Origin of the sequence: Pseudomonas sp. Irchel s3h9, assembly GCF_900187475.1 — a bacterium.
Classification (GTDB): Bacteria; Pseudomonadota; Gammaproteobacteria; order Pseudomonadales; family Pseudomonadaceae; genus Aquipseudomonas; species Aquipseudomonas neuropathica.
In genome coordinates this window covers 139,707-157,024 of the sequence record NZ_FYDH01000009.1, presented here as the reverse complement: position 1 = coordinate 157,024, position 17,318 = coordinate 139,707, and the positions used below count along the sequence as shown (strand labels likewise).

General features: G+C 59.9%; 17 protein-coding genes. 6 read left to right on the top strand and 11 right to left on the bottom strand.

From position 1 onward, the window contains the following. Positions 1–240 precede the first annotated feature (240 nt). Positions 241–867, top strand: a complete 627-nt coding sequence (locus CKW26_RS16705; protein ID WP_034151970.1) for a TetR/AcrR family transcriptional regulator — start codon at positions 241–243, stop codon at positions 865–867. A 167-nt stretch (positions 868–1,034) separates the two neighbouring features. Here CKW26_RS16705 and CKW26_RS16700 read toward each other — a convergent pair whose 3' ends face one another. The 8 genes from CKW26_RS16700 to CKW26_RS16660 form a co-directional block, all read right to left on the bottom strand. Continuing rightward, positions 1,035–1,250, bottom strand: a complete 216-nt coding sequence (locus CKW26_RS16700; protein ID WP_003229256.1) for a molybdopterin-binding protein — start codon at positions 1,248–1,250, stop codon at positions 1,035–1,037. A gap of 27 nt (positions 1,251–1,277) precedes the next feature. Continuing rightward, positions 1,278–2,084: an aliphatic sulfonates ABC transporter ATP-binding protein gene (gene ssuB / locus CKW26_RS16695; RefSeq protein WP_095049409.1), complete on the bottom strand. Its 807-nt coding sequence runs from the start codon at positions 2,082–2,084 to the stop codon at positions 1,278–1,280. Beyond that, positions 2,081–2,863: an aliphatic sulfonate ABC transporter permease SsuC gene (gene ssuC, locus CKW26_RS16690; protein WP_095049408.1), complete on the bottom strand. Its 783-nt coding sequence runs from the start codon at positions 2,861–2,863 to the stop codon at positions 2,081–2,083. The genes ssuB and ssuC overlap by 4 nt, the downstream gene beginning before the upstream one ends. 8 nt (positions 2,864–2,871) lie before the next feature. Beyond that, on the bottom strand, positions 2,872–4,020 hold the full coding sequence (gene ssuD / locus CKW26_RS16685; RefSeq protein WP_007939251.1) for an FMNH2-dependent alkanesulfonate monooxygenase: 1,149 nt from the start codon (positions 4,018–4,020) through the stop codon (positions 2,872–2,874). Between the two features lie 25 nt (positions 4,021–4,045). Then, positions 4,046–5,011, bottom strand: a complete 966-nt coding sequence (locus CKW26_RS16680; protein ID WP_038358995.1) for a sulfonate ABC transporter substrate-binding protein — start codon at positions 5,009–5,011, stop codon at positions 4,046–4,048. Between the two features lie 89 nt (positions 5,012–5,100). Continuing rightward, positions 5,101–5,694 (bottom strand): NADPH-dependent FMN reductase, encoded by a 594-nt coding sequence (gene ssuE, locus CKW26_RS16675; protein ID WP_095049407.1) that lies wholly within the window; start codon positions 5,692–5,694, stop codon positions 5,101–5,103. Positions 5,695–6,012: 318 nt separating this feature from the next. Then, positions 6,013–6,651: a peroxiredoxin gene (locus tag CKW26_RS16665; protein WP_016772650.1), complete on the bottom strand. Its 639-nt coding sequence runs from the start codon at positions 6,649–6,651 to the stop codon at positions 6,013–6,015. A gap of 297 nt (positions 6,652–6,948) precedes the next feature. Continuing rightward, positions 6,949–8,313: an OprD family porin gene (locus CKW26_RS16660; RefSeq protein WP_095049405.1), complete on the bottom strand. Its 1,365-nt coding sequence runs from the start codon at positions 8,311–8,313 to the stop codon at positions 6,949–6,951. 418 nt (positions 8,314–8,731) lie between these two features. Between CKW26_RS16660 and tauA the strand changes: the two genes are divergently transcribed. Continuing rightward, positions 8,732–9,667: a taurine ABC transporter substrate-binding protein gene (gene tauA, locus CKW26_RS16655; protein ID WP_371917967.1), complete on the top strand. Its 936-nt coding sequence runs from the start codon at positions 8,732–8,734 to the stop codon at positions 9,665–9,667. 82 nt (positions 9,668–9,749) lie between these two features. Here the strand turns inward: tauA and argA are convergent, their stop codons facing one another. After that, complete coding sequence (gene argA / locus CKW26_RS16650; protein ID WP_064116338.1) at positions 9,750–11,051, bottom strand: amino-acid N-acetyltransferase; 1,302 nt, start codon at positions 11,049–11,051, stop codon at positions 9,750–9,752. 238 nt (positions 11,052–11,289) lie between these two features. Beyond that, positions 11,290–12,435, bottom strand: coding sequence for an acetylornithine deacetylase (gene argE / locus CKW26_RS16645; protein ID WP_095049404.1), 1,146 nt, complete (start codon positions 12,433–12,435; stop codon positions 11,290–11,292). A gap of 155 nt (positions 12,436–12,590) precedes the next feature. On the opposite strand from argE, the gene CKW26_RS16640 reads away from it, so the two are divergent. Then, positions 12,591–13,961 (top strand): inorganic triphosphatase, encoded by a 1,371-nt coding sequence (locus tag CKW26_RS16640; RefSeq protein ID WP_095049403.1) that lies wholly within the window; start codon positions 12,591–12,593, stop codon positions 13,959–13,961. A 67-nt stretch (positions 13,962–14,028) separates the two neighbouring features. Here CKW26_RS16640 and CKW26_RS16635 read toward each other — a convergent pair whose 3' ends face one another. Then, positions 14,029–14,493, bottom strand: a complete 465-nt coding sequence (locus CKW26_RS16635) for an Lrp/AsnC family transcriptional regulator (RefSeq protein WP_095049402.1) — start codon at positions 14,491–14,493, stop codon at positions 14,029–14,031. A gap of 126 nt (positions 14,494–14,619) precedes the next feature. Between CKW26_RS16635 and CKW26_RS16630 the strand changes: the two genes are divergently transcribed. The 3 genes from CKW26_RS16630 to CKW26_RS16620 all read left to right on the top strand — a co-directional run bounded on the left by CKW26_RS16630 (position 14,620) and on the right by CKW26_RS16620 (position 17,221). Then, entirely contained in the window at positions 14,620–14,958 is a 339-nt protein-coding gene (locus CKW26_RS16630) for a hypothetical protein (protein WP_095049401.1), read from the top strand. A 92-nt stretch (positions 14,959–15,050) separates the two neighbouring features. Further along, on the top strand, positions 15,051–16,835 hold the full coding sequence (locus CKW26_RS16625; protein ID WP_095049400.1) for a GspE/PulE family protein: 1,785 nt from the start codon (positions 15,051–15,053) through the stop codon (positions 16,833–16,835). 65 nt (positions 16,836–16,900) lie between these two features. Further along, on the top strand, positions 16,901–17,221 hold the full coding sequence (locus CKW26_RS16620; protein ID WP_171057234.1) for a DUF2388 domain-containing protein: 321 nt from the start codon (positions 16,901–16,903) through the stop codon (positions 17,219–17,221). Positions 17,222–17,318: the final 97 nt, after the last annotated feature.

Genomic DNA, 17,318 nt, shown 5'->3' with positions numbered 1-17,318 from the left:
GTTGTAGCTTCAGGAAAAACGCCGTTGGCTGATTCAGTCAACGGCGTTTTTTTATGGCCGCCTGCGGCGGTTCGCGAGCAGGCTCACTCCCACAGTTGATCTCCAGTGAACATGAATGCTGTGTATACAAAGCTCCCCTGTGGGAGCGAGCTTGCTCCGGGCGGCGTTCCGACGAAAGCGGTCGACAAGACAACACACAAGCCGGCTCGTACAATGCCCGCAGCCCCGCAGGAGACTTCCATGACGCGACCCGCCCCCGTCCGCAAACCCCGTGCCCGCAGTCAGGCGCGCATCGATTCGATACTCGACGCCGCGCGCACGCTGCTGGCCGCCGAGGGTGTGGCGAGTCTGTCGATCTACAGCGTCGCCGAGCGCGCGCAAATTCCGCCCTCCTCCGTGTACCACTTCTTCGCCAGCGTCCCGGCATTGCTCGAAGCGCTGACGGCAGATGTGCACGCCGCGTTTCGCGCCTGCCTGCAAGCGCCGATCGATCACGAAGCTTTGCGTGACTGGCGTGATCTGTCGCGGTTGGTCGAGCAGCGGATGCTGGAGATCTACGACGAAGACGCCGCCGCACGGCAGTTGATCCTCGCGCAGCACGGCCTGACCGAAGTCACCCAGGCTGACCGTCAGCACGACATCGAACTGGGCGACCTGATGCACAAGCTGTTCGATCATCACTTCGAATTGCCGAGGCTGCCGGAAGATGTCGATGTGTTTGCTTTAGCGATGGAGTTGGGTGACCGGGTTTATGCGCGTTCGGTGCAGCAGCACGGGCAGATCACGCCGCGCATGGCCGAGGAAGGGATGCGCGTGTTTGATGCTTATATCGGCCTGTATCTGCCACCGTATCTTCCCAAGCGCTGAGCCATGATCGTTCCCACGCTCTGCGTGGGAATGCAGCCCGTGACGCTCCGCGTCACTGGACGCGGAGCGTCCCAAGAGGCATTCCCACGCGGAGCATGGGAACGATCGCCAGGCACAAAAAACCCCGAAGGGCTCACGCTCTCCGGGGTTGTTTTTTACTCACCGACTTACAGCTTGGCGATCGACACCTCGGTGGATTTCACAAAGGCGATCACTTCGCTACCGACCACCAGCTCCAGCTCTTTGACCGAGCGGGTGGTAATCACCGAAGTGACGATGCCGGAAGCGGTCTGCACGTCGATTTCCGACAGCACGTCACCGAGGACGATTTCCTTGATCGAGCCTTTGAACTGGTTACGGACGTTGATGGCTTTGATAGTCATGGCAATGATTCCTGTCGTTTGCTTGAGTTATTGAGCCCAACGCAGTTGCGTAGGCAGTGGTGAAACAGGTTCCGGCGCCGGCGGTTCGCCGGGCAGGGAGAGAACACGGTTAAGCACTTCGGTTTCCAGCGCCGCCAGTCGGTGCGAACCACGCACTCGCGGCCGCGGCAGTTCGACATGCAGATCGAGGCCCACTTCGCCGTCCTCGATCAGAATCACCCGGTCGGCAATCGCCACCGCTTCACTGACGTCGTGGGTCACCAGCAGCACGGTGAAGCCGTGTTGCTGCCAGAGACGCTCGATCAGTTGCTGCATTTCAATGCGGGTCAGTGCGTCCAGTGCGCCGAGCGGTTCGTCGAGCAGCAGCAGACGCGGTTGATGGATCAGCGCCCGCGCCAGTGCAACGCGCTGCTTCTGTCCGCCAGATAACGCTGCCGGCCACTCATTGGCACGATCCGCCAGACCCACCGCTTCCAGCGCCTCTAACGCTTGCGGGCGCCAGTTGCCTTTAAGACCGAGACCAACGTTGTCGATGATCTTTTTCCACGGCAGCAGACGTGCTTCCTGGAACATCAATCGGGTGTCTTCCCGCGCATCGCTGAGCGGCGCAGAACCGGCCAGCAAGTCGCCGCCAGTCGGCTGATCAAGCCCAGCGAGCAAACGCAGCAAGGTACTTTTGCCACAGCCACTGCGCCCGACCACGGCGACAAACTGCCCAGCCGGAATATGCAGATCGATGTCACGCAACACCTTCCGCGCGCCGAAGGTTTTCTGCAGGTTGCGCACCGCCAGCGGAATCCCGCGCAGCAGGCGTGGAGGTTGTTGAGCGGTCATGCCGCACCTCCTTTGGCAACCTGATACGCCGGGTGCCAGCGCAACCACACACGCTCAAGTCCTCGGGCCGCAAGGTCAGCGAGTTTGCCGAGCACCGCGTAAAGCAGGATCGCCAGCACCACCACGTCGGTCTGCAAAAACTCCCGGGCATTCATTGCCAAGTAGCCGATGCCCGAGCTGGCCGAAATGGTTTCGGCGACGATCAGCGTCAGCCACATAAAGCCCAGGGCGAAGCGCACGCCGACCAGAATCGAAGGCAGCGCACCCGGCAGAATCACCTGCCAGAACAGGCTGAAACCGCTCAGGCCATAACTGTGCGCCATCTCCACCAGCGCCGGATCGACGTTGCGGATGCCGTGATAGGTATTCAGGTAAATCGGGAACAACGTGCCCAGCGCCACCAGAAAAATCTTCGCCGACTCGTCGATGCCGAACCAGAGGATCACCAGCGGAATCAGTGCCAGGTGCGGCACGTTGCGGATCATCTGCACCGAACTGTCGAGCAGGCGTTCGCCCCACTTCGACAGACCGGTGATGAAACCCAAGGCAAGACCGATGCTGCCGCCGATGGTGAAACCGAGGGCCGCGCGCCAGCCGCTGATGGCCAAGTGCGTCCAGATTTCACCGCTGCGCACCAGACTCACGCCGGCTTCGATCACCGCCACCGGTGCCGGCAGGATCCGTGTCGACAACCAACCCGCCGACACCGACAACTGCCACACCGCCAGCAACAACACCGGCAACGCCCAGGGCGCGAGGCTGTGGATGATTTTCTTCATGGCGCGCCTCAGCTCTGCGACGCGGCTTTGGGAAGAATGTCGTTGGCGACCATCTCGCCGAACGGGCTGACATAACCGGCGCTTTTCGGTAGTTCCGGACGCTCGATGTCGAGGTGCGGGAACAGCAGTTCGGCGACGCGATACGACTCTTCGAGGTGTGGATAACCGGAGAAGATGAAGGTATCGATACCCAGATCGGCGTATTCCTTCACGCGTGCGGCCACGGTCGGGCCATCGCCAACCAACGCGGTACCGGCACCGCCGCGCACCAGACCGACGCCGGCCCACAGGTTAGGGCTGACTTCGAGGTTGTCGCGACTGCCGCCGTGCAATGCGGCCATGCGTTGCTGGCCGACCGAATCAAAGCGCGCCAGGGAAGCCTGGGCACGAGCAATGGTGTCGTCGTCCAGATGCGAGATCAGCCGATCCGCCGCTTGCCAGGCTTCAGCATTGGTTTCGCGAACGATCACATGCAGACGAATGCCGAAGCGCACGGTGCGTCCGAGCTTGGCGGCTTTGGCACGTACCTGTTCGATTTTCTCTGCCACTGCTGCGGGCGGCTCGCCCCACGTCAGAACCATTTCAACCTGTTCGGCAGCGAGATCCTGCGCCGCTTCCGAGGAGCCACCAAAGTACAGCGGCGGACGCGGTTGCTGGATCGGCGGATAGAGCAACTTCGCGCCTTTCACGCTGATGTGCTGACCGTCGTAATCCACGGTTTCGCCTTCCAGCACACGACGCCAGATGCGGGTGAATTCCACCGAAGCCTGATAGCGTTCTTCGTGGCTGAGGAACAGACCGTCGCCGGCCAATTCTTCCGGGTCACCACCAGTGACCAGATTGAACAGCGCACGCCCGCCGGACAGACGATCCAGCGTGGCTGCCTGTCGCGCCGCCACCGTCGGGGAAATGATCCCGGGGCGCAGAGCCACGAGGAACTTCAGACGCTGGGTCACCGGGATCAGCGACGCTGCCACCAGCCACGAGTCTTCGCAAGAGCGGCCGGTGGGGATCAGCACACCGCCAAAGCCCAGACGATCCGCCGCTTGCGCGACCTGTTGCAGATAACCGTGGTCGACGGCGCGAGCGCCTTCGGCGGTGCCAAGGTAATGGCCGTCGCCGTGGGTAGGCAGGAACCAGAAGATATTGAGGCTCATGGAGTGGTCTCCTTAGGAATTCGAATTACTGCGCTTTAGCCACAGCGGCCGGTGGTGTCCAGATCACATCCTTGATGCTCAGTGGCTTGGGAATCAGCTTGAGCTGGAAGAACGTGTCCGCGATTTTCTGCTGCGCGGCGACCACTTCCGGGGTCAGGAACAGCGCGCCGTAGCCCTGGCGTTTCACCGAGGTCAGGGTGATGTCCGCCGGCAGACCGAGCAGTGGCGCGACTTGCTGGGTCACGTCTTCAGGGTTGGCTTTCGACCACTCGCCGACCGCGCGCACCTCTTCCACGAGGGTCTTGATCACCTCGGGATTTTTCTGTGCGTAAGGCTTGGTCGCGAGATAGAACTGGTGGTTGTCGACAATGCCTTTGCCGTCGCGCAGGGTGTGCGCTTGCAGTTGTTTCTCGGCGGCAGCCTGGTACGGATCCCAGATGACCCAGGCGTCGACGCTGCCACGTTCGAACGCAGCGCGAGCATCGGCGGGCGGCAGGAATACGGTCTGAATGTCGGTGTATTTGAGGCCGGCGTCTTCCAGCGCGCGCACCAGCAGGTAATGGACGTTGGAGCCTTTGTTCAGGGCGACTTTCTTGCCTTTGAGATCGGCTACCGATTTGATCGGCGAGTCTTTCGGCACAAGGATCGCTTCGCTGTTCGGCGCGGGTGGTTCATAGGCGACGTAGAGCAGATCGGCGCCAGCCGCCTGAGCGAACACCGGTGGAGTTTCGCCGGTGACACCGAAGTCGATCGAACCGACGTTCAGGCCTTCCAGCAGTTGCGGGCCACCGGGGAATTCAGTCCATTGCACGTCGACGCCTTGAGCGGCCAGACGTTTTTCCAAAGTGCCTTTGGCTTTGAGCAGCACCAGCGTGCCGTACTTCTGATAACCGATCCGAAGAGTCTCGGCTTGAGCTTGAGTGATGGCGCCGAAGGTGACAGCCGCAGCAAACAGAGCGACCAGACCACGACGCAAAAATACAGTGCGCATAGCGCTCTCCTTTTTGCTGTTGGGTTTTGGCTGCACCTGCTTGCCCGTTAGCGGGCGAGTAAGGCGAGTACTTCAAATTTCGGTGAGGCTTAAATGCTCCAGCGAGCATTCAACAAACGTTCGTTCAACAGGCCCGGTTCCAGCGGTTTCGGCCGGCGCGCCATGGCACCGACAAACTGATCCAGCGCTTCATGCAGTCGCTGCTCCAGCGCTGGTGCCAGTTGTGCTGCGGCACTGCCTTCGCCGTAAGCGATCTGGCTGTCCTCGGCGAAAATCCCTTGGAGCATTTCCTGGGCTTTCAACGCCGACAGCACAGGTTTGAGCGCGTAATCAACCACCAGCATGTGGGCGATGCTGCCGCCGGTGGCCATCGGCAAGACAATCTTGTGGTTCAGGGCGCGCTCGGGCAGCAGATCCAGCAGGGTCTTCAACGCGCCGGAAAACGACGCTTTGTAAACCGGTGTGGCGATCAGCAGGCCGTCGGCGTTTTCAATCTGTTGCAGCAAGTCGAGCACCTTCGGGCTGTCGAAGCGGGCATGGAGCAGGTCTTCGGCCGGGAAATCCCGCACCTGATAACTCACCACTTCCACCCCTTGTGCCTGCAACCAGCGTTGCGAGCGTTCCAGCAGCACCCCGGAACGGGAGCGCAGGCTGGGACTGCCACCGAGTGAGACGACCAGCATCGAGACAATTCCTTAAGCGTTGCAGGCGATTCGCGGGTTGCGATCTCGCTTCGATGGAGTGACCTTACCAGCTGATTTATATATCCATAAATCATATTTATTCATTTGGTTATGCGTTTTGGAGATATACGATTGACTTTGTTTCGGGCGAAAAAAAAGGCCGTCGAAACGGCCTGAAATCCCCTGCTTAGTAGCAACCACTGATCGTTCCCACGCTCTGCGTGGGAATGAATCCATGGACGCTCCGCGTCCACTGTGACGCAGAGCGTCACGGGCGGCATTCCCACGCGGAGCGTGGGAACGATCTGCCCGGTGAGATCACTTATTCGGCTGCGGCGTCAGGCGCAGGTACGGTTTCACCGCGCGATAACCCTTCGGAAAGCGCTGCTTGATCTCGTCCTCATCCTTGAGCGACGGCACGATCACCACCTCTTCACCGTCCTGCCAGTTGGCCGGCGTGGCCACCTTGTAGTTGTCGGTGAGCTGCAGCGAATCGATCACCCGCAGAATCTCGTGGAAGTTGCGTCCGGTGCTCGCTGGATAGGTGATGGTCAGACGAATCTTCTTGTTCGGATCGATCACGAACAGCGAACGCACGGTCAGCGTGTCGTTGGCGTTCGGGTGGATCAGGTCATACAGATCGGACACCTTGCGATCGGCATCGGCCAGGATCGGGAAGTTGACGATCGTGTTCTGGGTTTCGTTGATGTCTTCGATCCACTTGTGGTGCGAATCCACCGGGTCGACTGACAGTGCGATGGCTTTGACGCCGCGTTTGCTGAACTCATCCTTGAGCTTGGCGGTGAAGCCCAGCTCCGTGGTGCACACCGGGGTGAAGTCCGCCGGGTGGGAGAACAGCACGCCCCAGCTATCGCCCAGCCATTCGTGAAAACGAATCTTGCCGGCGCTGGAATCCTGTTCGAAATCGGGGGCGATGTCGCCGAGTCTGAGGCTCATGGTGCTGCTCCTGATGAGTTGTTGGAGACCTCAACTGTAGCTCGGGATTTACCATCGTGAAAAAGAATAAATAACTAGATATCTAGATCATAAGTGAATATTAAACATCTGTTCACTGGACGCTCGACGGCATCCCGACGAACATCGGTCGCAAGGTTCGAGAAGGCCTTGAGTTGCTGTAAAGAGGGGAATTTCGGGGAAGGCTTACGGGGGTGGGCCTGACTCGAAAACGCAAAAGCCCCGTCCGGCGCGATGCCGGACGGGGCTTTTTTTTACATCAGGTGCAGGAACGCGCTATTACAGCAGCGGGATCGAGTAGCTGACGATCAGGCGGTTTTCATCCTGGTCACGCTGACCTGGGATGTCGTTGCGCCAGGTAGCGTTTTTCCACATCAGGCCAACGTTTTTCAGCGGGCCTTCAGGTACGACGTAACCAACGGTGAAGTCGCGCTCCCACTCGGAACGGCCGCTGCCGTTCTCAACGCGGTTGGCACCCACGGTGTCGATATTGTCGCCGCGCAGGTAAACCACACCAGCCGTCAGACCTGGAACGCCGACTTTGGCGAAGTCATACGAGTAGCGTGCTTGCCAGGTACGTTCGCCAGCACGGCCGAACTTCTGGATTTGCATGTCGGTGATGGTGTAGTTCGACGAACCGTCGCCCTGGTTCAGCCAAGGGAAGTCGCTGCTGCCGTTGGAAACCTGATAGCCGCCGCCGAAAGTGTGGCCAGCAACGGTGTACAGGAACAGACCGCTGTACAGGTTGTTGTCAACCGGGCCTTTACCACTGACGTTACCAACGTAGTTACCGTTGCTGAAGTAAGTGGTGGTGTTGCCATTGTTGCCATCATCGGTGCTGTGGAAGTAGCGCAAGTCAGACTTCAGCACGCCCGGGCCGATTGCCCAGTTGTGGACCAGACCCAGGAAGTGTTGCTTGTAGAAGTCTTCCAGGTTGCCGTAGTAGTACTGGGCAGTCAGGTCTTTGGTGATCTTGTAGTCACCACCGGCGTAGTAGAACTTGTTGCTGTTGGCGATACGCGCGTTGGCGCCACCAATGGACAGGTTCTCGTTGTTGCTGGAGTTACGACCTTTCACAGCTTCGATCTGACCGCCGACCAGGGTCAGGTCCTTGATGTCGCTGGAAGTGATCTGGCCACCCTGCCAGGTTTGTGGCACCAGACGACCATCGTTGGTCACGATCACTGGCAGTTTTGGCTGCAGGGTGCCCAATTTCAGTTCGGTCTGGGAGATCTTGGCTTTGGCAGTCAGGCCCAGGCTGGAGAAGTTATCAACAGCATCACCGTTGTGCTCGCTTGGGAACACGGTGCCGCCGTAGGAGGTGCCGGTAGCGCCGTTAGTGCCGCCGCCCGAATCCAGACGCACGCCCAGCAGGCCGATGGCGTCGATACCGAAACCTACGGTGCCTTGGGTGTAACCGGAGATGAAGCGAAGATCGAACGCTTGGCCCCACTCTTCGTTCTTGCTCTGAACACCGGCAGTCTTGCTGGCGGCGCTGCCGGCAGCGCTGTCACGGTTGTCGTTGTTGATGTAGAAGTTACGCAGCCCCAAAGTAGCTTTGCTGTCTTCGATGAAACCGGCGGCGCCTGCCTGCTGCGCCATAACCCCTACGGCCACAGCCAGGGCCAAGGTGGACTTGTTCATGTAAAGCTCCTCTCGTTTCTAATTCTTGTGTTCCTGGCCCTGGGTCTGATGCCCTGGGTCCTAAGATGCGCGATTAGCGCCAGACCGTGACTGACAAGTCAATCGTAACCTTGTGTGTCTACGACCAAGGTCTAATCGCAGTGATTTGGTCCGTGCAGAGTAAAGATTTCCTAATAAACCCAAAAAGAATTTATTCATTCTTTTTCATACCATTTCGGAATATGGCCAGTATCGTGCCACCTCCGCCGGGAAACAGCGTATCGGCGACTAAGCTCATTCCTAAATGGTATTTGTTGGCCTTTTTTTATATCGATTAGCTTTGGCGCAACCGCAATTCGTCAAACCCTATCGAAAAGGCGACGCCATGATGGCCAAACGCGCACTATCTAGTCAATTTGTTACAGTTTGTGTGTCGGCGATGATTAGTTTTTCCGCCCATGCCGCCAACCTCACCGTGGGTTATCAAACTGGTATCGACCCGAGCAAAGTCCCCCAAGCCGACGGCGTCTACGAGAAGACCATCGGCGAGAAAATCGACTGGCGCCGCTTCAACAGTGGCCCGGAAGTTGTGACAGCCATTGCTTCCGGTGATGTGCAGATCGGCAACCTTGGCTCCAGCCCGTTGGCCGCTGCCGCTTCGCGCAATCTGCCGATTGTGGCGTTCATCGTTTCGGCACAGATCAATGCCGCCGAAGCCTTGGTGGTGCGCAATGGCAGCGGCATTAACACACCGCAGGATCTGGTCGGCAAAACCATCGCCACACCTTTCGTTTCCACCTCACACTACAGCTTGCTCGGCGCCCTCCAGCACTGGGGCCTGGACGCCTCGAAAGTCAAAGTGGTGAACCTGCAACCTGCAGAAATCGCTGCCGCGTGGAAACGTGGGGATATCGATGGTGCGTTTGTCTGGTCGCCGGCGCTTGGGGAAATTCGCAAGACCGGCAAGACCCTGACCGATGCGGCGCAAGTGGGCCAATGGGGCGCGCCGACCTTCGAGGTCTGGGTCGCGCGCAAGGACTTCGCCGAGAAGCATCCTGACGTTGTCGCGAAGTTCGCCAAGGTTACGCTGGATTCATTTGCCGATTACGCGGCGCATAAAGACAGCTGGACGACTGACTCGGTGCCGGTACAGAAAATCGCCAAACTGACCGGTGCCAATGCCGCTGATGTGCCGGAATTGCTCGCAGGGTCGGCGTTCCCGGACGCCAAGGCGCAGCAAACCACGGCGCTGCTGGATGGCGGCACGGCGAAAGCGATTGGCGAGACGGCGAAGTTTTTGAAGGAGCAGGGCAAGGTTGAAACGGTGCTGCCGGATTATTCGCCGTATGTCAGCGCGAAGTTTGTGGCGCAATAAAAGCTTCGCGAGCAGGTCGAATCGTCGCACCGTCGCTCCCACAGGAGTGGGAGCGAGCCTGCTCGCGAATGGAGCAACTCGGTTAAAGGGTTTTTTCGAAGATTTTCGAATTGCGCTGGAAGTTGTACAACGAAGCCCGCGCCGCTGGCAGGCGTTCAACGCTGCTTGGCTCGAACCCACGCTCACGGAACCAGTGCGCGGTGCGTGTGGTGAGGACGAACAGCGTCTTCAAACCTTGCGCCCGCGCACGGGTTTCAATGCGCTCCAGCAGTTCATCACCGCGACCGCCATGGCGGTACTCCGGGTTCACCGCCAGGCACGCCAGCTCACCGGCATCGGAATCGGCAATCTGATACAGCGCCGCGCAGGCGATGATCATGCCTTCACGCTCGACCACGCTGAACTGCTCGATCTCACGCTCCAGCACTTCGCGCGAACGACGCACCAGAATCCCCTGCTCTTCCAGCGGGCTGATCAAGTCGAGCAAACCGCCGACGTCTTCAATCGCCGCCTCACGCACCAGTTCGAATTGCTCTTGCGCGACCAGCGTACCGCCACCGTCACGGGTGAACAGCTCGGTCAGCAGCGCGCCGTCTTCGGCGTAACTGACGATATGGCTGCGCGCCACGCCGCCACGGCAAGCCTCGGCAGCGGCATCCAGAAGCTCTGCCTGATAGTTGCTGCTGCCCAGACGCTGTAAATGCGCCGGCACTTGCTGTGGACGCAACTCACGCACCAGTTTGCCGTTCTCGTCGATCAGACCGAGATCAGCACCGAACAGCAGCAGCTTGTCAGCGCCCAGGTCGATAGCGGCGCGGGTGGCGACGTCTTCGCAGGCGAGGTTGAAGATTTCACCGGTCGGCGAGTAGCCCAAAGGCGACAGCAACACGATCGAACGCTCGTCGAGCAGGCGATTGATGCCCTTGCGGTCGACCCGGCGCACTTCGCCGGTGTGGTGATAGTCGACGCCTTCCAGCACACCGATCGGCCGCGCGGTAACGAGGTTGCCGCTGGCCACGCGCAGACGCGAGCCCTGCATCGGCGACGAAGCCATGTCCATCGACAGGCGCGCTTCGATGGCAATGCGCAATTGGCCGACTGCATCGATCACACATTCCAGGGTTGCGGCATCGGTGATGCGCATGCCGTGGTGGTAATGCGGGGTCAGGCCACGGGCGGCGAGGCGGGTTTCAATCTGCGGGCGCGAACCGTGCACCAGCACCAGGCGCACGCCGAGGCTGTGCAGCAGGACGATGTCGTGGACGATGTTGCCGAAATTCGGATGCTCCACGCCGTCGCCAGGCAGCATGACGACGAAGGTGCAGTCGCGGTGGGCATTGATGTAAGGAGACGCGTGACGAAGCCAATTGACGTATTCGGGCATGAACCTGGGCCTGTAATAAATAGCAGCCGAAAAAGGGGCGAAACGGAAAACGCACAGCGGGCTGATGGTTATCGTCGGAACAGGCTTGGCGACACGCGTGCTCTCCTCATGAATACGGGTTGGATTCCCACTAATTTAACGACTTGCCCTGTAGGAGTTGCCGCAGGCTGCGATCTTTTGATCTTCTGAAACAAAAGCAAAAGATCGCAGCCTTCGGCAGCTCCTACAAGGGATGCGTTCAATTCTTCAGGCAGTAATGTTCAATCAGTTGCCGTAATAGATGCACGGTAGGCTGCAAACGTGACATTTCAAGGTACTCGCCGGGCTGATGCGCACAGGCAATGTCACCGGGGCCAAGCACGATGGTTTCGCAACCAAGGCGCTGAAGATAAGGCGCTTCGGTGCCAAACGCTACTGCTTCGGCGCTGTGGCCGGTGAGCTTTTCGGCGATGCGCACCAGTTCAGCGTCTTCATCCTGCTCGAACGACGGCACTTCCGGGAACAAAGGTTTGTAGTCGATCTTCACCTGGTGGCGTTCGGCGACCGGGTTGAGTTTGCGCAGAATCTCTGCGCGCAGGACTTTCGGGTCCATGCCCGGCAATGGCCGCAGATCGAATTCCAGCGAACACTGGCCGCAGATACGGTTGGGATTATCGCCGCCATGGATGCAGCCGAAGTTCATCGTCGGTTGCGGCACGCTGAACTGCGGATTGTTGAATTCGCGCTGCCACAGCAGGCGCAGGCCGCGCAGTTCGCCGATCGCATCGTGCATCGCTTCGAGGGCGCTGTGGCCCAGGCGCGGATCCGACGAATGGCCGCTCTGCCCGAGAATGTCGATGCGCTCCATCATGATGCCTTTGTGCATGCGGATCGGTTTGAGCCCGGTCGGCTCGCCGATCACCGCTGCGCGGCCGATTGGACGCCCGGCCTCGGCCAATGCGCGGGCACCGGACATCGAGCTTTCTTCATCGCAAGTGGCGAGGATCAACAGCGGTTGTTTGAACGGTTGCTCAAGCAGCGGTTGCACCGCTTCGATGATCAACGCGAAGAAGCCCTTCATATCGCAACTGCCCAAGCCGACCCAACGGCCATCGACTTCAGTCAGCTTCAGCGGATTGGTCTGCCACAGCGCATCGTCGTACGGCACCGTGTCGCTGTGTCCGGCGAGCACCAGCCCGCCGGGGCCGCTGCCGAAACTGGCGAGCAGATTGAATTTGCCTGGGCTGACCTGCTGGATATCGCAATTGAAACCCAGGTCGCCCAGCCAGCCGGCGAGCAAATCGATCACCGCGCGGTTGGATTGGTCGAGGTTCGGTTGGGTACAGCTGACCGATGGCGCGGCGATCAGCGCAGCGAACTGGTCTTGCATGGACGGCAAAGGCATCGCTGACTCCAACTCCCGATTTGAAGTCCATCATAGAACCATCCGGCGTCAGGAATAAACCGTCGCAGGGCGTAGGACGAATCAGTCCTGTACACTGCACGGCCTTGGCAGCCACATATTCCCCGGCTGCGCTCCCGATCCTGGATTTTCCGGCCATGCAGAAAGAAACCGAAATCAAACTCCGCGTCAGCCGCGAAACCCTCGCTGCGCTGCGCGAGCACCCGTTACTGAAAAAACGCAACAAAAGTGGCTGGGAACGCCGTGAGTTGATGAACCAGTACTTCGACACCCCTGAGCGCGATCTGGCCCAGGCCAAAGTCGCCCTGCGCCTGCGCAAGGACGGTGACGAAGTCATTCAAACCCTCAAGACCCGTGGCCAAAGCGTTGCTGGTCTGTCCGAACGCAATGAATACGACTGGAAGTTGCCGAAAGCCAAGCTCGACGTGAAAAAACTCGACGGCGAATGCTGGCCCGAGTCGCTGGCCGAGCTGGACAAGAAAACCCTGAAGCCGATCTTCACCACCGACTTCGTCCGCGAGCGCGCCGAAATCGCCTGGGGCCGTGGCAAGACCAAAGTGGTCATCGAAGCCGCGCTGGATCTCGGTCACGTTGTGGTAGGCAAGCAGAAAGAAGAAATCTGCGAGCTGGAACTGGAGCTGCGCGAAGGCGAGCCTGCCGCGCTGCTGGAACTGGCCGCCGAACTGGCTGAAACCCTGGCGTTGATGCCGTGTGACATCAGCAAGGCTGAGCGCGGCTACCGTCTATACGACGCCAACAGCTACTCGTTGAGCCTGCCGGCGCCGGAGCTGACCCCGGAAACCCAACTCGACGACGCCTTCGCCGCGCTGAGCTGGCATTTGCTCGGCAGCAGCCAGCGTCTGGCCGAACAGTACCGTTTCAACGGCCACTGGCGCCTGTTGCTCGACTGGGTCGAGAACCTCGCGGAAATGCGCGCCCTGCTCAGCAGCCTCGGCCAGGCCGCGCCGCGTCAGTCGACTCATGACTTGCGCGTGGCACTCGATGCTTTGCTGGAAGACTGGCGCCCGCTGGTGCAGGCCGGTATCGAAGACGAAGACGTGCGCAAAGCCGCACCGGAGCAGTTCCTCGAAGAACTCGAAGACCCGCGCTGGGGCCTGTTCTCGCTGAACACTTCGCGTTGGTTGCTGGCTCGCACCTGGACCACCGAGCGCAATGTGCGTGGCAATCGTCAGGGCGGCGCGCAGTTACACAGCTGGTTGCCGCGCACCTTGGGCGAAGAAGCGACGGCTCTGCAATTGCAGCGTTATCAACAGCAGCCGGAAGATCTGGCTGAACAACTGCCGCGTATCGAGCGTATTCAGGTCTGGCTGCACCACGCACGCGACGTGCTGGAGATCCCGGAAATGGATCGTCTGTACGGCGAGCTGAACAAGTTGGCGCAACTGGCCAACGAGCCGACGATCACTGACGAACTGCTCGACGCGCGCAAGCAACAGGCGATTGCGGTTTACCAGAATCGCGCATGGAAAATGCTCCTGCGTATGTGATGACCCTGTGGCGGGGGGCTGCCCCCGTTGATGATCGTTCCCACGCTCCGCGTGGGAACGATCAGGGTCAGACAGGCAAACTGGTGGTGGACTTGATCTCCGACAACGCCACAATCGAATTCACTTCCTGAATCCCCGGCACCAGCGACAGCTTCTCGAAAAAGAATCGCTCATACGCCTCGATGTCCGCCGCAACAATCCGCAGCAAAAAATCCACCGCCCCCATCAGCACATAACATTCCAGCACTTCCGGAAAGCCACGAATCGCTTCGGTGAACTCAGTGAAGTTCGAACGCCCGTGGGCGTTGAGTTTGATCTCGGCAAAGATCTGCGTGTTCAGGCCAATCTTCTTGCGATCGAGCAAGCTTACCTGGCCGCGAATGATGCCCTCCTCCTTCATCCGCTGAATCCGCCGCCAGCACGGCGATTGCGACAGGCCGACCTGCTCGGCGATCTGCGCGCTCGACAGCGAGGCGTCCTCTTGCAGGAGGGCGAGAATCTTGCGGTCGTAGCTGTCCAGCTCGCTGTGCATAGAAAAACCCCTAATTGAACATCTTGCGAATTGATCCTTTCGATCAATCGTCAATAACGACGATCATAGCCAAGAAATACCCGGCGTCGAATGTAAAAATTCCTCCAGAGATTTTGGAGACTCGCCATGCCGCACCTCGAAGCCGTCACCACCGTGCCAACCCGCGCCGATGTCTGGAACGTCAACAACGCCCATTGCCTGGCGCAGTATCAGATCCTCGCCGAAGCCGAGCCCGACTTGCTGGTGCGGGTGCTCAACCTGTTCGCCCTGCAATTCCTCACACCGGAGCAGGTCAATGTGCAGCGCATGGATGATCTGCTGTCGATCGACCTGGTCATGGGCGGTCTCAGTTGGCATCGCGCGCAAGTGATCGCGGAAAAACTTCGTAACCTGATCAGCGTCTGCTCGGTCAATCTGCAAAACGCCGACAGCGCTTGGGATGCGCGGACGCAAGCGGCCGGCTGACAAGTTCGGCAACGGCTTCGTCGGGTAGTGGCCCAACGGTCTGCGGGGCCGCGACTATCCTTTTGCGCACTGTCGCTCAAAAGGAAGCCCGCATGTCCGTTCAACTTGCCACTCAGGACCGCTGGCTGGAACTCAACGAAGTGCTGCGTGAACTGGTCGCCCAAGGGTTTATTTGCCAGGACGCGGCCGAGCAGGCGCTGAATGCCCGCCGCCGTCTCGCGGCTCATGCTCAGATGCATCCGCTGGAGTTCATCGCCAGCCAGCAACTCGACGACCTCAGCCGGCCAGGCAAACACCTCGACCTGGAAAGCCTGACCCTGTGGCTGGCGCAACAGGCCGGCCAGCCGTACTTGCGTATTGACCCGTTGAAGATCAACGTCGCCGCGATCACACCGTTGATGTCCTACGCCTTCGCACAACGGCACAAGATTCTCGCCGTGGCGGTCGACCGCGATTCGGTGACCGTGGCCAGCGCCCAGCCTTATGTCACCGGCTGGGAGGCCGATCTCACCCACGTATTGAAGCTGCCGATCAAACGGGTGGTGGCCAACCCGGCGGATATCCAGCGCTTCAGCGTCGAGTTCTTCCGCTTGGCCAAATCGGTCAGCGGCGCCAGCAATGCCGATCAGCAGAGCGGTAACCTCGGCAACTTCGAACAACTGCTCAACCTCGGCGCCAGCGATCAGGAGCCGGATGCCAACGATGCGCACATCGTCAACATCGTCGACTGGCTGTTCCAGTACGCCTTCCAGCAGCGCGCCAGCGATATCCACATCGAGCCTCGGCGTGAACAAGGCACGGTGCGCTTTCGCATCGACGGCGTGCTGCACAACGTCTATCAATTCCCGCCGCAGGTGACCATGGCAATTGTCAGTCGCCTGAAAAGCCTCGGGCGGATGAACGTCGCCGAGAAGCGCAAACCCCAGGACGGCCGGGTCAAGACCAAGACCCCGGACGGCGGTGAAGTGGAGCTGCGCCTTTCGACGCTGCCCACCGCGTTCGGCGAAAAAATGGTCATGCGGATTTTCGACCCGGAAGTGCTGCTCAAGGATTTCGACCAGCTGGGTTTCAGTGCCGACGATTTGCGCCGCTGGCAAGACATGACCCGCCAGCCCAACGGCATCATTCTGGTCACCGGGCCGACCGGTTCGGGCAAGACCACCACGCTGTACACCACGCTGAAAAAACTGGCGACGCCGGAAGTGAACCTCTGCACCATCGAAGACCCGATCGAAATGGTCGAGCCGGCGTTCAACCAAATGCAGGTGCAGCACAACATCGACCTGAGCTTCGCCGCCGGGGTGCGTGCGCTGATGCGGCAAGACCCGGACATCATCATGATCGGCGAGATCCGTGACCTTGAAACCGCTGAAATGGCGATTCAGGCGGCGCTCACCGGACACTTGGTGCTGTCGACCCTGCACACCAACGACGCCCCCAGCGCGATCAGTCGTTTGCTCGAACTCGGCGTGCCGCATTACCTGATCAAGGCCACCGTGCTAGGTGTCATGGCCCAGCGTCTGGTGCGCACCTTGTGCCCGCATTGCAAGGCACCGCTGACGCTGGCAGAGGAAGACTGGCAAACCCTGACCCGCCCGTGGCAGGCGCCGCTGCCGGGCAATGCACAACGTGCCATTGGTTGCGTGGAATGCCGCGACACCGGTTATCACGGCCGCGCCGGGGTCTACGAGATCATGCAACTGAGCGACAGCCTCAAGGCGTTCATCACCCCGGACGCCGACCTCACGGCGATTCGTCGGCAGGCGTTCAAGGAAGGCATGCGCAGTTTGCGTCTGTCCGGGGCACAGAAAGTCGCAGCAGGGCTGACGACGGTGGAAGAAGTGCTGCGGGTGACGCCGCAGAGCGAGCAGAAATAAGCCGCCACGGAACCGGATCAGGGAATGGCGATCCAAGGCCCTAGTTAACCCCCTGGAGTCATCTCATCATGCGTCTCAAACTTGCTGTCGCCACTCTGGCCTTGCTGTCCCTTCCCGTTGGTTCGGCCATGGCGGACAGCTTTTGGCGTAACGTCATCTCGTCCGGTGCCACTACCGGTTCGACCTACCTGACCTTCAAGGATCACAAGCTGATCATCGCCGCACAGGACGATGCCGGCAGCTTCGTTGCCAGTGATGGCGGCATTCGCGGACCGTATCTGGAAGCGGCGATGCAGAAAGTCCGCGCCGACAATCCGGGCCTGCAGGCGACCGATATGGAATTGGCGAATGCGATCCTGGCGAAGAACGCCGTGGCTTCCGAGTAAGCCGTTCGCCGAAGCAAAAATGCCGCTCAACAGAGCGGCATTTTTTTGCCCGGATTTCAGACCCACCACAATCCCTTGTAGGAGTGAGCCTGCTCGC